This window comes from Paenibacillus sp. JNUCC 34 (genome assembly GCF_058269055.1).
The window spans coordinates 1,311,516-1,325,999 of record NZ_CM177770.1 but is presented as its reverse complement, the minus strand read 5'-3'; the positions used below and the strand labels follow the sequence as shown (position 1 = coordinate 1,325,999).

At 46.1% G+C, this 14,484-nt stretch carries 11 protein-coding genes and 2 pseudogenes; 3 read left to right on the top strand and 10 right to left on the bottom strand.

The features are described from left to right. Positions 1-118: 118 nt before the first annotated feature. From AC2TF5_RS06050 to AC2TF5_RS06040, 3 genes and pseudogenes are all read right to left on the bottom strand, one after another. Positions 119-280 (bottom strand): annotated as a pseudogene (locus AC2TF5_RS06050) (MurR/RpiR family transcriptional regulator); the annotation flags it as partial. Between the two features lie 281 nt (positions 281-561). Then, positions 562-1,544, bottom strand: a pseudogene (locus AC2TF5_RS06045) (IS1182 family transposase); the annotation flags it as partial. 336 nt (positions 1,545-1,880) lie between these two features. Continuing rightward, positions 1,881-3,776, bottom strand: a complete 1,896-nt coding sequence (locus AC2TF5_RS06040) for a PrkA family serine protein kinase (RefSeq protein WP_491301304.1) — start codon at positions 3,774-3,776, stop codon at positions 1,881-1,883. Positions 3,777-4,039: 263 nt separating this feature from the next. On the opposite strand from AC2TF5_RS06040, the gene AC2TF5_RS06035 reads away from it, so the two are divergent. After that, positions 4,040-4,882: a DUF2161 family putative PD-(D/E)XK-type phosphodiesterase gene (locus tag AC2TF5_RS06035; protein ID WP_491301303.1), complete on the top strand. Its 843-nt coding sequence runs from the start codon at positions 4,040-4,042 to the stop codon at positions 4,880-4,882. 114 nt (positions 4,883-4,996) lie between these two features. On the opposite strand, the gene AC2TF5_RS06030 is transcribed toward AC2TF5_RS06035, so the two are convergent. Together AC2TF5_RS06030 and AC2TF5_RS06025 are read right to left on the bottom strand one after the other, a co-directional pair. Next, complete coding sequence (locus AC2TF5_RS06030) at positions 4,997-6,211, bottom strand: aminotransferase-like domain-containing protein (protein ID WP_491301302.1); 1,215 nt, start codon at positions 6,209-6,211, stop codon at positions 4,997-4,999. Positions 6,212-6,311: 100 nt separating this feature from the next. After that, positions 6,312-6,968: a response regulator gene (locus AC2TF5_RS06025; protein ID WP_491301301.1), complete on the bottom strand. Its 657-nt coding sequence runs from the start codon at positions 6,966-6,968 to the stop codon at positions 6,312-6,314. A 380-nt stretch (positions 6,969-7,348) separates the two neighbouring features. On the opposite strand from AC2TF5_RS06025, the gene AC2TF5_RS06020 reads away from it, so the two are divergent. After that, entirely contained in the window at positions 7,349-7,762 is a 414-nt protein-coding gene (locus AC2TF5_RS06020; protein ID WP_491301300.1) for a hypothetical protein, read from the top strand. 14 nt (positions 7,763-7,776) lie between these two features. Beyond that, complete coding sequence (locus AC2TF5_RS06015) at positions 7,777-8,844, top strand: phosphodiester glycosidase family protein (protein ID WP_491302821.1); 1,068 nt, start codon at positions 7,777-7,779, stop codon at positions 8,842-8,844. Positions 8,845-9,138: 294 nt separating this feature from the next. On the opposite strand, the gene AC2TF5_RS06010 is transcribed toward AC2TF5_RS06015, so the two are convergent. The 5 genes from AC2TF5_RS06010 to aroF all read right to left on the bottom strand — a co-directional run bounded on the left by AC2TF5_RS06010 (position 9,139) and on the right by aroF (position 14,377). Further along, on the bottom strand, positions 9,139-9,393 hold the full coding sequence (locus AC2TF5_RS06010; protein ID WP_491301299.1) for an AbrB/MazE/SpoVT family DNA-binding domain-containing protein: 255 nt from the start codon (positions 9,391-9,393) through the stop codon (positions 9,139-9,141). 199 nt (positions 9,394-9,592) lie between these two features. Next, positions 9,593-10,057 carry a tRNA (uridine(34)/cytosine(34)/5-carboxymethylaminomethyluridine(34)-2'-O)-methyltransferase TrmL gene (gene trmL / locus AC2TF5_RS06005; protein WP_491301298.1) on the bottom strand — a complete coding sequence of 155 codons (465 nt, stop codon included), beginning with the start codon at positions 10,055-10,057 and terminating at the stop codon, positions 9,593-9,595. A gap of 114 nt (positions 10,058-10,171) precedes the next feature. Beyond that, positions 10,172-11,260, bottom strand: a complete 1,089-nt coding sequence (serC, locus tag AC2TF5_RS06000; protein ID WP_491301297.1) for a 3-phosphoserine/phosphohydroxythreonine transaminase — start codon at positions 11,258-11,260, stop codon at positions 10,172-10,174. A gap of 407 nt (positions 11,261-11,667) precedes the next feature. Beyond that, on the bottom strand, positions 11,668-13,092 hold the full coding sequence (gene glnA, locus AC2TF5_RS05995; protein ID WP_491301296.1) for a type I glutamate--ammonia ligase: 1,425 nt from the start codon (positions 13,090-13,092) through the stop codon (positions 11,668-11,670). A 229-nt stretch (positions 13,093-13,321) separates the two neighbouring features. Beyond that, positions 13,322-14,377: a 3-deoxy-7-phosphoheptulonate synthase gene (aroF, locus tag AC2TF5_RS05990; protein WP_491301295.1), complete on the bottom strand. Its 1,056-nt coding sequence runs from the start codon at positions 14,375-14,377 to the stop codon at positions 13,322-13,324. Positions 14,378-14,484: the final 107 nt, after the last annotated feature.

Genomic DNA, 14,484 nt, shown 5'->3' with positions numbered 1-14,484 from the left:
TCTCATCTACGATTCTATTTTTTTTGCCCAATTTCTTATATGCATCACCTCCAACAATAATTATGGGGTATTCCTCTTATGCTATGATTTGTGAATCATGTTGAATTTCCACGTTTAACCCTAAAGCCCGGCAAAATCGAATAACAGACGTTTCTCCTACACCTGCTCGTTCCGCTAAATCTGTCACTGTAGCCAGTACCGCTTCCTCAGGATTGCTCTGTACAGCATCGGCAACTTTCTTCTCCGCCTTCGTCAAGGAAGAATAAATACTAGAGATCAATAATACGTGTTAGTGGAATTAATTAGTTTCTGTGTGTGCTTCATACAACCTACCAACTCCCAAAAATGTGAATAAATCGTTATATTCATCATATCAGACAACTCACATTTGAGGAAGAATATTTCCGCTTATTTTATGTCTAAAATTAAATTTATTCTCCATTTTCCCATAAAAAATAGCGCGCCTTTCTGAGTAACTGTTTATACTAAGTGCAGTGAGAAAATTTCCTCCCCCTGCTGCCCTTGAGTCTTTCTGTCATATCTACGTTCAGCCCCTCCTCATCCAGCGTCTGCGATGACCGTTCCCGGCAGCTTTCCAAGTGTCGCTTTCACTTTCTCTAAATGTGGCTTCAAGCATCGTGTATCCGTCGGGCGTTGGTGAAGGCTGTAACCGATAATGAATTGATGTTCTGTACCGATCTGTACATTGTAACCGGGCTTAAGTTGACCGTTTCGCATGTGATCTTCTTTCATTCGCATGAACGTCGCATCTTTGTCGGTCTTACTAAAACTATTACGATCCCCTAAAATACCTTCGTATTCTTCATATTTCCGTAGATGAGGCAGCAGGTCCTTTCGGAGTGCTCGAATCGCTTTCTTAAGTGGCTTGTCCTTTGGTTTCATTTGCAATCTTTCTTCCAGTTGTTTGATCGCGGTATCCAGTTTTTCACTTGTACTTTCTGCGGTTTGGCTTAATTCGCTAAGATCCTGACCGCAATGCTCCCGATCTTCTTGTTTTTCTGCCTCTTCGATCGTTGCAAATAGCATCTTCACTTTCTCCTGCAGCTTCGCCTTGTATTTGGCTACCGCTTTCCCCCATACAAAGGTATAGCGGTTGGCATTTGCTTCGATTTTGGTGCCGTCAACAAAGTAATGCTCCAGGCTCACGTAATTCTCTTCAGCCAGAAACTGAAGAACGGCGGTAAATCCAACACCTCTTTCATTCGTTTGGAACGGAATCGGTTAATGGTACGGAAATCCGGCCGTTGTCTTCCTGCAATCCACATGAACATGACGTTTTCACGAACCGCCTTAGCGATTTGACGAGAGGAGTATATCCGCTGGGTGTACGCGTAAATAATGACTTTAGTCAGCATCTTGGGGTGATAGCTATCTCGGCCACCACCGGGATAAGCCGATGCGAAGATGTTGTCGTCTAGTCGATCCACGGCAGCATTCACGACGCGAACAAGATGATTTTGAGGAATGTCTTCTTCCAAGTCCATTGGCAGACAGAGTTGATCCATGGTATATTGAATGTACAAAAGAAACCGCTCCTTTTTTAGATGGTTGCTAGACACTCCCATTCTACCAAAGGGCGGTTTCTTTGTTTATGTATTTTTGAATGAGTATGCACGAAGCAGCGGAGAGGACGAAGCGATTCCGGAAAAGCGGCAGCGGTAAAAGCTTTCCAAAGGAAAGCTCGCATCGAAAGCATACGCGCCTTTGTCCCCGAATTTCTTCCGTAAAAAAACAATTTGTGAAATTTGGGGGCAACAGCGATTGGAGGAATGATTTGTACGCGAAGCGTCTCACAACAGACAACGGGGCGTCCCAGGTCAATGGACCTTTTGGGACAGCCCCTGCTTTCCTATTTGTCATTATCTGTTCAGTAGGCTTCCCACGTACCGCAGTAGCTCATTCGCGCATACCGGGCAATAGCCATGCTCCTCAATCAAACGGGAGCTTACCTCATTGATTCGCTTGAGCTGTACAGCGTCCGGAGTTTTGGTTGAAGTGGTGATTTTTACAATATCTTTCAGGTCCGTAAACAGCTTTTTCTCAATGGCTTCACGCAGACGTTCATGATTGTGATACTCGAATTTTTTTCCCTTACGGGAGTATGCGGATATCCGAATCATGATCTCCTCGCGGAAAGCTTTTTTCGCATTCTCTGATACCCCGATCTGCTCCTCAATGGAGCGCATCAGCCTTTCATCCGGATCCATCTCCTCATCGGTAAGCGGATCACGAATTTTGCTCCAGTTACAGAACGCTTCGATATTATCGAGGTAGTTCTCAAACAACGTTTTAGCAGATTCCTCGAAAGAATACACAAACGCCTTCTGAACTTCTTTTTTGGCGAGATCATCGTATTCCTTGCGTGCAGCAGAAATAAAATTCAAATATTTGTCCCGTTCTTCCTTCGTAATAGAGGCATGCTGATCCAATCCGTCCTTAATCGCACGTAGCATATCCAGCGCATTAATGCACTGAAGATCCTGTTTGATCAAAGCACTCGAAATTCGGTTGATGACATATCGGGGATCGACGCCGGACATGCCTTCTTCCAAATACTCGCTCTGCATCTCCTTCAAATCGGCTTCCTTGTAACCTTCTACTTCTTCTCCATCATACATGCGCATTTTTTTGATCAGGTCCATGCCTTGCTTTTTAGTTTCCTTAAGGCGTGTCAATATGGAAAAAATAGCGGCCGATCGCAGTGCATGAGGTGCAATATGAATATGCTTCATATCGCTTTGTCCAATCAGTTTATCGTATATTTTCTCCTCGTCACTCACTCTCAGGTTATACGGAATTGGCATAACGATCATCCGGGATTGGAGCGCCTCATTTTTCTTGTTCGCAATAAAAGCTTTATATTCCGTTTCGTTCGTGTGGGCGACAATAAGTTCATCCGCACTTATGAGCGCAAACCGGCCTGCCTTGAAGTTGCCTTCTTGGGTCAAGGAGAGCAGATTCCACAGAAACTTTTCATCACATTTCAGCATTTCCTGAAATTCCATCAATCCCCGGTTCGCTTTGTTCAGTTCACCATCAAAACGGTATGCACGTGGATCAGATTCCGAGCCATATTCGGTAATGGTGGAGAAATCGATACTACCTGTCAAATCTGCGATGTCCTGAGACTTCGGATCAGAAGGGCTAAATGTACCGATACCCGTCCGGCCCTCCTCCGAAATGAGCACGCGTTCCACCATCACCGACTCTATATCACCGCCATACTCCGTTTTTAGCCGCATTTGGCAGGAAGGGCATAGATTCCCTTCAATGCGGACGCCGAGCTGTTTCTCCACTTCAGGCCTCAGCTCGAGCGGTATCAGATGCAGAGGTTCTTCATGCATAGGGCATCCGGATATTGCGTATACAGCTCCCCTTTCTGTACGTGAATGCTTCTCAAGCCCGCGCTTCAAGAGCGTGACAAGCGTTGATTTACCACCGCTGACTGGGCCCATCAGCAGCAATATCCGTTTACGGACATCCAGCCTACGGGCAGCGGAATGAAAGTACTCTTCTACAAGCTTTTCAACCGCCCGATCTAGACCAAATATTTCCTGTTCAAAAAATTTGTATTTTTTCCGGCCTCCACTCTCCTCAAATCCATAAGACTCGATCATGTCGTATACACGCGCATGCGCGGTCATGGCGGGAGAAGGATCCTTCTTAATTATATCGATATATTCCCTGAATGTGCCGCTCCACGCCAGACGATCGCTCTCTGCCCGATACGATGCTATGCGTTCGAAAATATCCATACCGCTACCTCCTATGACTCTGATTATGAGGATTGGCTTCCATTCCACTCGTGTCGTTAACCATTCAACCACCGAAAAAGTGTATTACATACCTATGCGGCGTACTCGGAATAGTTGACCAGTTTTCGAACTAAAGAGCTTCCTTTTTCTACGAATATGGGTGCTGACACCTGTACATACGCACATCCGTTCCCGGCATGTTATACTGATGGAATAGAGTGCCGCAGGCGCTTTCTGACATGTTAATTACAAAGGAGAAAGCCATGGCGATAAAACATGAATCCGAGCTGTACGCTCCATTGAAAACTTTTTTTGAGCTGCACGGATTTAACATCAAAGCCGAAGTACGTAATTGTGATATGGTCGGCATGAAAGACAGCTTGGATGAGCCGCTGATCGTAGAAATGAAAAAAACATTCAACCTTGCACTTCTGCTGCAGGGCCTGGAACGTCTCAAGATGAGCCCTCTCGTATACTTGGCCGTAGAAAAGAGCCGGGCTAAAAAAGGGGCCGTTAACCAGCGCTGGTCGGAGCTAAGCAGCTTATGCCGCAAGCTCGGCCTTGGACTCATTACAGTTACGTTCTATAAGACGAAAGCCCCGCTTGTAGAAGTACTATGCGAGCCCGGTGAAGGGAACGATACAGGCCGCAAAGCGCCAAGAAAACGTGAAAGATTACTGGTGGAATTTCGCGAGCGCAGCGGCGATTATAATACGGGCGGTGTAACCCGAGCCAAACTCGTTACAGCCTACCGTGAAAAAGCACTTCGCGTTGCCGCGGCTATACAGCAATTGAGCGTTATAGACAAGCTTACAGAAGCGCCCTACTCTGACTCTGAGCTCAGTCAGCTTTCGGAGAAGAGCAGAGCGAAGACAGATCCCCCTCTCAAATTAGGTGTTACACCAGCCGCTATAAGGAACTTAACCGGAGTCGGCAACGCCGCCGCCATTCTTCAGCACAATTATTACGGATGGTTCGACCGTGTCGGACGCGGACGCTATATTCTTACGAAGACTGGTTTACAAGCATTACAAGACTATGCATCCGTTCTTGAATCCTCTTCAATCTCTGGACATATCCCTTATTCCTCATACACAAATAAATGATGAAGATCATTACATATGCATTGAACATACAAAAAGGGGCTGTTTACGGTATCCAATACATTGGGTACCGTAGACAACCCCTATTTATGATTTAAGGCTTCCTGAGATGGTTGACTAGCTGCGAGCGGTAAATTCCATAACCGCTTCACTGATCAGGTTCATGCCAAGGAGCAGCTCATCTCTTCCGGGATGGGTAAAGTTCAGACGTATGCATTCATTAGCCTCATCTCCCGGTGAACACATGGAGCCGGGCAGGAAACTAACCCCCTTCAGCAAAGAGCCTCTCAGCAGCGCCTCTCCATTCAACCCTGCTGGCAGAGTCACCCACAGGAACATACCACCAGATGGAACCTCGTAAGCCGCGTCTTTCCACGCGTTCCGTTTGAGCAGCTCAACCATCAGTTTCAGCCGTGTTCCGTACTCTCTGTTTAGCATCAGGATATGCTCGTTATAATTGAAATGCTTCGACTGCAATAGATGGTGTAGCAGCCGCTGATTTAACAGACTGGACTGCCAATCCGCCATTTGTTTAACCGCCGTCATCATCTCAATAATCTGCCGATTTCCCGCTGCCCACCCAGTCCGGAGGGCTGGAGCAACGGTTTTACTGAAAGAGCCGACATACAGAACATGATCTCCTTGCTTCTCCTCCAGTGAAATCAGCGATGGAAGCTGCGGAGGTGATATTCCCCCTTGCGGAAAATACAAATCCCCGACCGAATCATCCTCAACGATTAGTACATCATGTGCTTCACATAATCGAAGCACTTCTTTACGGCGTTCCAGACTCCACAGCACACCTGTCGGATTGGTGAAGTTAGGGGCGGCCAGCAGCAGTTTCGGATGATTTGCCTCGATAAGAGCCTCCAGGGAATCAGGTAAGATCCCGCTGCAATCTCCCTCCACTGGAATGATACGAGCCCCCTGCAGCCTAAGCACTTGGAGCAGGCCCGGTGAAGTCGGATTTTCCACAAGAACACTATCTCCAGGATCCACATACCCCCTGATCAGCAGATCCAGTGCTTGCTGGGCTCCAGTGGTCAGCAATATTTGCTCCGGAGACATGTTCAGCTTCTTGCGACGGCTCCAGTCACGACTGAGCCATTCACGCAGCGGACCATACCCTTCAGCTTCCCCGTACTGAAGCGAACGCCGATCGGCGTTAAGTACGGAGCTGGCGGCCTCAGCCAGCGACGGCAGAGGGAATAGCTCTTCAGCAGGAAGCTCTTCCGCCAGGGAAATAAAAGAATCCCGCTTCGCAAGTTCCCGAATACTGCGCAGCGGGGAAGACAGTAGGGTCTGTGCACGGGAAGCAAAGGAATACTGCATCGAAATCCCTCCCTCTAACCGTTTTCAAATCCTCGGTTTCATTCTAGTCAGCCTCTTTAAGGTATTCCTAGTCTTTCACGATTATAACTTACATCGCTATTTAAGCATACAATTGACGTCCTTGGTGTGTATATAGCGCGTACTTCTCAATAGCTTGGGCTCTTGTGCTTACACCAAGCTTCACATAAATTTTGCGAAGATAATTGTCTATTGAACGCCGGCTCACTTCAATTTCAAGAGCGATTTTATCATAGGTAATCCCCTGAACGATTCGCTCCATGATGAACGTTTCCGTCTCGGAAAGCGGAAGACCTCCTTCAGACATTGCCGAGGCAGTCAGCGGCCAAATACCCTGCTTAACCCATTCCAGCGGCAGCGTTGTCACACCTTCCTGCAGACCTGCGATCATGTGCATAAGCTGGAAAGGTGATGCCTGTTTCGATAAAAGTCCGCTCGCTCCCCGGCTGATTAATGCTTGAAGCAATGAAAGTCCGTCATTATCTGTCATAATAATGACATGGGACTCCGGTGACAGAAGCTTCATCTGTTCCAGCACGGTTTCAGCTGTTGTGTCCGGAAGCCGGTAATCCAGCAGAACGAGGTCAGGCACAATTTCTCCTACCATCCTGATTCCTTCCTGAGAGGAAGAAACCATCCCTAGCACACTCAATTGTTGCTCTTCTTCCAAAATCAATTTGGTTCCCAGCATACTCGTAGGATGACTTCCCACAATAACTACTCGCCAAACCTGATTCATGATCCTTTAACCCCCCTATTTCAACAAGCTAAAATCTTGGTAGAGTTAAGCACAGCATTTTTAGGAAATCTGCTGTAACACCCAAAATATACAAAACGCGAAATGTCGTTGTTTGCCGCTCTATAGCCCCGCCGGATGTTTTCGAAATGGACGTGAGATGAAAGTAATCCTAGAGACTTAGACCCAGGCTGGACAACATGGCAAACGACTTATATGTATCTCTTTAGATAATCAAATCTATACAGATTGTATCCCACTTTCCTCGTTATAAGCAATCTATTTTTGATTATTAAGAGATGTTTTTTCGTCTTTGCGAAATTATTTTTACCATGATAGAATGATTACTGGAAAAAATGATAGGTATTGCAAGGAGTGATGAGATGCCAGGTCTGGAAACAGAGACAATACCTCCTTATCCATCACGGGAAGCTTCGCCCCGTAAAGGACCAAAGGCACGATGGTTTTGGATGTTTTGGATCATATTTATCGCGTTAGGTGTGGCTGGAGCCTACTCATACAGCAATCATTTAAAAAAAGAAATGGTAGCGCAGCTGCAGCAGGATACCCAAAGAGAGATGGCGGCCCTAAAGGCCCAATATGATAGCCGCTTCACAGAGCTGTCACAGCAGATGAACGAAATGCAGAGTATGGTGCAGTCCTTCAATGAACTACTGACGTTTACGAAGGACCAGGCCAGCGGAAAGACGGACAACAGCAATAAGCTGTACAGCCAGTTGAACGAAGTAAAACAGCAGCTTAACAAGCTTGAACGAAAAATGGAGCTGTTAAAGTGAAGACGTTGACCCGCATGACCCCCAAACAGGTCAACCGGTGGTTCATGCTTGCCCTAGCGCCATTTATAGGCGCCACGCTCTGCATTTGGCTTTTATCCGAACCACCACGTCTTGAGCTGGATACTTCCGCTTATGTCCCGGACTCCGGGTTATCGGAAGAAACGGGCCACATTGTCCAAGGCCTGGATCAAGCTGCACTCACGGTGGACAAGACCATTGCTTCCATTGAGAAAACAGGCAGATTGTATCAACAAACGACGGCAGCCATGAGCAGTATCCTTAAAGCTACTACGGCTCAGGCTGAAGTGCCAGAACGAGTGTACAACCGCAGGATTACAGCCAAGCTGGGTGTCCCGACGGAGAGAGTCAGCAGTGACCGAATCAACATCGAGCTCTTCAAAGTAAATCCCGGATCGTATCACGGGTACGCCATGAAGGTAAAGCTCAAGGATCCAAACGCAATGGCTATGTCACTCGGAAACGACACTGGAAAAAGCGGCTCCACCGAAACGACGTTACAGGCGGTTAACCGCCATGGTGCAGTAGCCGGAATTAATGCAGGAGGTTATGCTGACGGTAACGGAGGCAGACACCCCTTAAGCACAACGTTCATCGACGGTAAGTATGTAACTGGATTTCAGCCCTCTTTTAAGGATTTGGCCTTCGTGGGGCTTAACCAATCCGGCCAACTGATCGGCGGCAAATTCTGGAGCCAAGAAGAGCTTGACCGGCTGGATCCCAAGTTCGGGGCTACATTCGTTCCTGTATTGATTAAGAACGGCAAAAAAATGCCGATTCCCGAGAAATGGAAAACGGCGCCAACACGTGCTCCCCGTACCGTCATCGCGAACTATAAAGACGACCAACTGCTCATTATCGTGACAGAAGGTTATGATGAGAACGGAAAATCAGGCGCAACTTTACAGGAGCTGCAAAACAAGCTGTACAACCTGGGTGTGAAAGACGCCTATAATCTGGACGGTGGCGGTTCCTCTTCCTTAATCCTGAACGGTAGAGTTGTGAATAAGCCTTCCGATGGAAGACTTCGACCCGTGCCAACGCACTTTTTATTTTTTAAATAACTGTAATTCGCACTAAATCTATGATATACGTCATATTCTCATTTATTTTTTCACCAATGCTGGGTATAATAAGAAATAGCTTAGCAGGAGGTGGCCTTAAATGTCTTTCTCTTTAACCTTTTGGATCGTTATTCTGGTTCTTGTCTTATACTTGGTCGGCATTTTGACTGCATCGTACAATGAAGATAAAACCAAAGGCCTGTAAGGCGCGGCTTCCTCAAATCGGGGAAGCTTTTTCTTTTGTCCCAAACTAAACAAAAAAGCACCGCAATAGCGGCGCCCCATCGCACTTCATTAAGCATGTTTCGGAAGCTGGTTCATCTCGGACATGCATTGTGCGCATATATAACGTTCTTTAAACTCGCTTACTCCATCCATGGATCCGCAAAATACGCATTTAGGACGATAGCGTTCCAAAATAATATGGTCACCCTGTACTAAAATTTCAACAGGATCGCCCTCGTTCATTTGATATCTCTTGCGCAGTGATTTGGGCAGGACGATTCTCCCCAGCTGATCCACCTTACGTACAACACCAGCAGGTTTCATAACAATGATACACCTCTCCGTTCAACAAGTAATTTCTGCATTATTCCCAGTCATATGATAAAATGGGCCTAGTATAATAGTTCGATATAAGATTGTCGAATCCTGCTAGTTTTTAAGAAATTATTTGTTTTTTTACTTTTTATTGAACAACACTATAGGTAGCGTGTCTGAGAAAATGCTTCTAACAGTACAATTATTCCTAACTCATATCTGGAAAACCCAGCTGACGAAGTGCCTCAAATACGACAATTGCTGCTGAATTGGAGAGGTTCAAGGAACGTACCTTGTCCGTCATCGGCATGCGGATGCAGTGATCGGGATTCGCAGCCAGCAGTTCGGGAGGAAGTCCTTTCGTTTCTTTACCGAAAACGAGGAAATCACCATCTTGAAAGGAAATATCGGTATAACGTTTATCCGCTTTGGTTGATGCGTAGAAGAATCGCCCCTCCGGATACAGCTCCTTAAGCTCCTGGAATGAATCATGATACTCGATGTGTACAGCGTACCAGTAATCAAGTCCTGCACGCTTCAGTGTTTTATCGTCCGTATTAAAGCCCAGCGGCCGCACCAAGTGTAAATGTGTCCCGGTTGCTGCGCAAGTTCTAGCTATATTTCCCGTATTGGCCGGTATTTCAGGCTCAACGAGTACGATGTGTAATGCCATGTTGTAACAATCCACCCTTTTCATCTATTTCCTTCTATTATAACTTAAAAATCAGATTTCATCGCAATCACACAAAAGAACCTTCCGTCATAACGGAAGGTTCCTCGGTTTATATTATCCGTGAGTCCGCTTAAAATGTCCCATAAAATCAACAAGTGCTTTACAGCTTTCCAAAGGAACAGCGTTATAAATCGAAGCACGCAATCCCCCTACACTGCGGTGGCCCTTCAGGCCAACAAATCCTTCTTGCTCGGAAGCTTTAATGAATGCCTTTTCCAGCTCCTCCGATGCCAAACGGAACGTGACGTTCATGTCAGAACGGCTGCTAGCGTCCACACAGCCACGATAGAAGCCTTCACTTCCGTCGATCATATCGTAGAGAAGTGCCGCTTTTTCCCGGTTCAGGTCACGTATTCCCTCTAAGCCGCCGCGCTCTTCAATCCATTTGAGAACTTCATTAATCATATATACCCCGAAAGATGGAGGTGTATTGTACAGCGAGTCGTTGCTTGTATGTGTACTGTAACGCAGCATCGTTGGAAGATGTTTCGGCGAGCTTGTAATCATATCTTCTTTTGCAATCACAACGGTTACCCCGGATGGACCTAGGTTTTTCTGAGCTCCGGCATACACCATAGCGAACTGTTTCATATCAAACGGCCGGCTCAAAATGTCACTGGACATATCGCAAATCAGAGGTACAGATCCGGTATCCGGGAACTGCTTGAACTGAGTTCCTCCAATCGTTTCATTGGAAGTGATATGCAAGTAAGCTGGATTGTCAGATAACGAAATATCAGTCAGCTTTGGTAGCGACATGTAATTGTCAGCTTCAGATGATGCCGCGATATGTGTCTCGCCGATCAACTTCGCTTCTTTGTAAGCTTTATCAGCCCAGCTCCCAGTCATCACATAGTTGGCTTGCTGTCCCTGACCAAGGAAGTTCATCGGAATCATGGCGAACTGGGTGCTCGCTCCGCCTTGCAGAAACAAGACCTTGTAACCGTCAGGATTGCCGAGCAGAGCTAAAAGTCGCTCCTGCGCCTCCTTATGAACCGACTCATAAATAGCTCCACGATGAGACATTTCCATGATGGACATGCCGCTCTCCCTAAAATCAACAAATTCCGCCTGTGCCCGCTCCAGTACTTCCAACGGCAATGCGGCCGGTCCTGCGTTAAAATTATAAGCTCTTTTGTTCAAACGACTCTCCACCCTTTCTTTATCTACCTCACTAAAGATTTTCGCTTATCATAGCAACAATCCGGAAGTGCAGCAAGTGCTTTTTTCTCTATTTAAAGACACAGATACGAGTTAGAATAAAAAGGATAAATATAAATATTTTCTAAATATTCTTTTAAAGCCCAGCCAATCAATTTTGTGATAAACTTAAGTAAAATTCCCCCAAAAAACGAGGTGGAAAAATGAAGAAATTTGGAAGAACCAAATTTGAACGGTTTGCCGACATCATCACCCTGGTATCCGATGTTTTATTCTACATTCCACGTTTAATCATCAAAATATTTAACTGACATAAGTTACTTATCTCTAAAAAAAGGACGCCTACGATCTCATTCCGCAGGCGTCTTTCCTGTTCATACATGTTTGTATTAAATATCGTAGTAGAGCGAATATTCGTGCGGGTGTACCCGGATGGATACTGCTTTGGCTTCACCGCGCTTCAATTCGATAAAGTTATCGAGGAATTCCTTCGTGAACACGCCGCCTTCAGTCAAGAATTCATAGTCAGCTTGCAATGCGTCCAGCGCTTCATCCAGTGTGCCCGGTACGCTGCGGATTTCCTTCTTCTCAGCATCAGACAGCTCGTAAATGTTCTTGTCGAATGGACCATAGCCCAGTGCTACAGGATCGATCTTACGCTTAATACCGTCAAGGCCAGCCATCAGCATGGCGGAGAAGGCCAGATACGGGTTCGCTGTGGAGTCCGGAGTACGGAACTCAATGCGACACCCCTTTGGCGTTACAGCCGCAACCGGAATCCGAATCGCTGCCGAACGGTTACCTTTGGAGAATACAAGGTTAACCGGAGCCTCATACCCTGGAACAAGACGCTTAAAGGAGTTCGTGCTAGGGTTCGTCAGTGCGATCAGGGCTGGAGCATGATATAGAATTCCGCCAATATAATGCATTGCCATCTCGCTCAGGTTCGCGTAAGCTCCTTTTTTATAAAAGAGAGGTGTGTCTCCATTGAAAATAGACTGGTGAACATGCATTCCGCTGCCATTATCACCAAAGAGCGGCTTTGGCATAAAGGTAGCTGTTTTACCATACTGACGTGCAGTATTGTGAACAATGTACTTGTAGATCAACAGATTGTCCGCTGTTTTTTTGAGGGTATCAAAACGGAAGTTAATCTCCGCCTGACCTGCCGTTGCTACCTCATGGTGATGACGCTCTACACGAAGACCAGCTTCGTTCAGCAAGCGGCACATTTCACTGCGAATATCTTGCTGTGTGTCAACTGGAGCTACTGGCACATACCCGCCTTTGACTCCGATCTTGAATCCGAGGTTACCGCCCTCTTCTTTACGGTTGGTGTTCCATGCCGCTTCTTCTGATTCAACAACATAGCTGGAACTGTTCATCGTGCTTTCATAACGAACATCGTCAAACAAGAAGAATTCAGACTCTGGCGCGAAAAACGCTGCCGTACCTACGCCGCTATCCTGCAAAAATTGCTCTGCCCGTGCTGCAATCCCGCGGGGATCACGCTCATATGCTTCACCATCTGGTGTATAAATATTGCTCATAATGTTAAGTGTAGGATGCGCGGTAAAAGGATCAATGTAACAAGATTCCGGATCCGGCATCATAACCATATCTGATTCTTCAATTCCCCGGAAGCCTGCAATGGATGAACCGTCAAAGGCTACTCCGTTTACAAACGTTTCTTCATCCACTTCAGATGCCGGCAGCGAAATATGATGCACACGTCCCGACAAATCTACAAAGCGAAAATCAACCCATTCAATGTTGTTCTCTTGAATCATCTTCATTACATTTTCTACCGACATGTCTCTTCCTCCTAATTTCCGAACATTAAACATAGTATCACTAGTGAATGTTCATAACTTATCGATTTCTTTTCAGTCATTATATTCTGCGATAATGCGTAACGTCAATGCTCATGTAAGGTATTTTCGAAATTTGTGTTATATAACCTAACATAGAAATACACATATGCTTACACACAAACAAAAAAACGCCTTTCCTAAGAAAGACGCTTTTATTGATCTGTATGGTTTATACCCGTTGGAATTCTGCAGCAGGAGCTTTATCGGTGTTAAAGGTTTTCCCCACGATAGGCGCAAGCTTCTCCAAGTCTTTAAGCAGCTCCGCGAACTGATCTGGGAACAAAGATTGAACACCGTCACCAGTCATGGAATTGTCCGGATCGGTATGCATTTCGACGATAAGTCCGTCCGCTCCAGCTGCAACCGAAGCCTTCGACATAGGCTCAACAAGCTCACGTCGGCCTGTTCCATGACTAGGGTCAGAGATAACCGGCAGATGACTCAGCTGCTGCAGGGCAGGGATGGCAGACAAATCAAGTGTATTACGAGTATAAGTCTCGAATGTTCGGATTCCGCGCTCACACAACATTACATTCGGATTACCGCCTGCAAGAATGTATTCTGCTGCATTGAGGAATTCATCATAAGTTGAGCTGAACCCGCGCTTCAGCAGCACCGGCTTGCCACAGGTGCCCAGCTTCCGCAGCAGATCGAAATTTTGCATATTTCGGGTTCCTACTTGCAAAATGTCAGCATATTCTGCGCAGATGTCCACATATTCCGGTGTCATGACTTCGGTAATCGTGAGCAGGCCGTGTCTTTCTCCCGCTTCAGCCATCATAATAAGGCCTTCCACTCCAATGCCTTGGAAGCTGTATGGTCCCGTACGAGGCTTAAATGCGCCTCCTCGAAGTACCTGACCACCAGCAGCTTTGACCAACTTGGCAATTTCATCAATCTGCTCTGCAGATTCTACCGCACAAGGTCCGCCCATCACAACCAGATTGCCGCCTCCGATCTTGACACCTTTGATATCAATCACCGTGTCTTCAGGATGGAAATCCCGGCTTGCCAGCTTATAGGATTTAGAGATCTTAACAACATTCTTTACACCCTTCATTTGCTGAAGATGCTCTGAAAGTTTTGGATTCACACTGCCGATGAGACCGATTACTGTGTGGTCAGCTCCTCTAGAGACATGGACTTGAAGTCCTTCTTTCTCGATTTCTCCTACAATTTGACGAAATTGTTCCTCTGGAATTTGATTAGATGTAATGACGATCATATATACAGCCTTCTTTCTAAATTTTTATCTTTTCATTCATCATTATTTTGATAAATTCGCTTTCGCGCTTGTTAGCTTTTAAGCTTTTAAGCTTTTATGCAATAAAG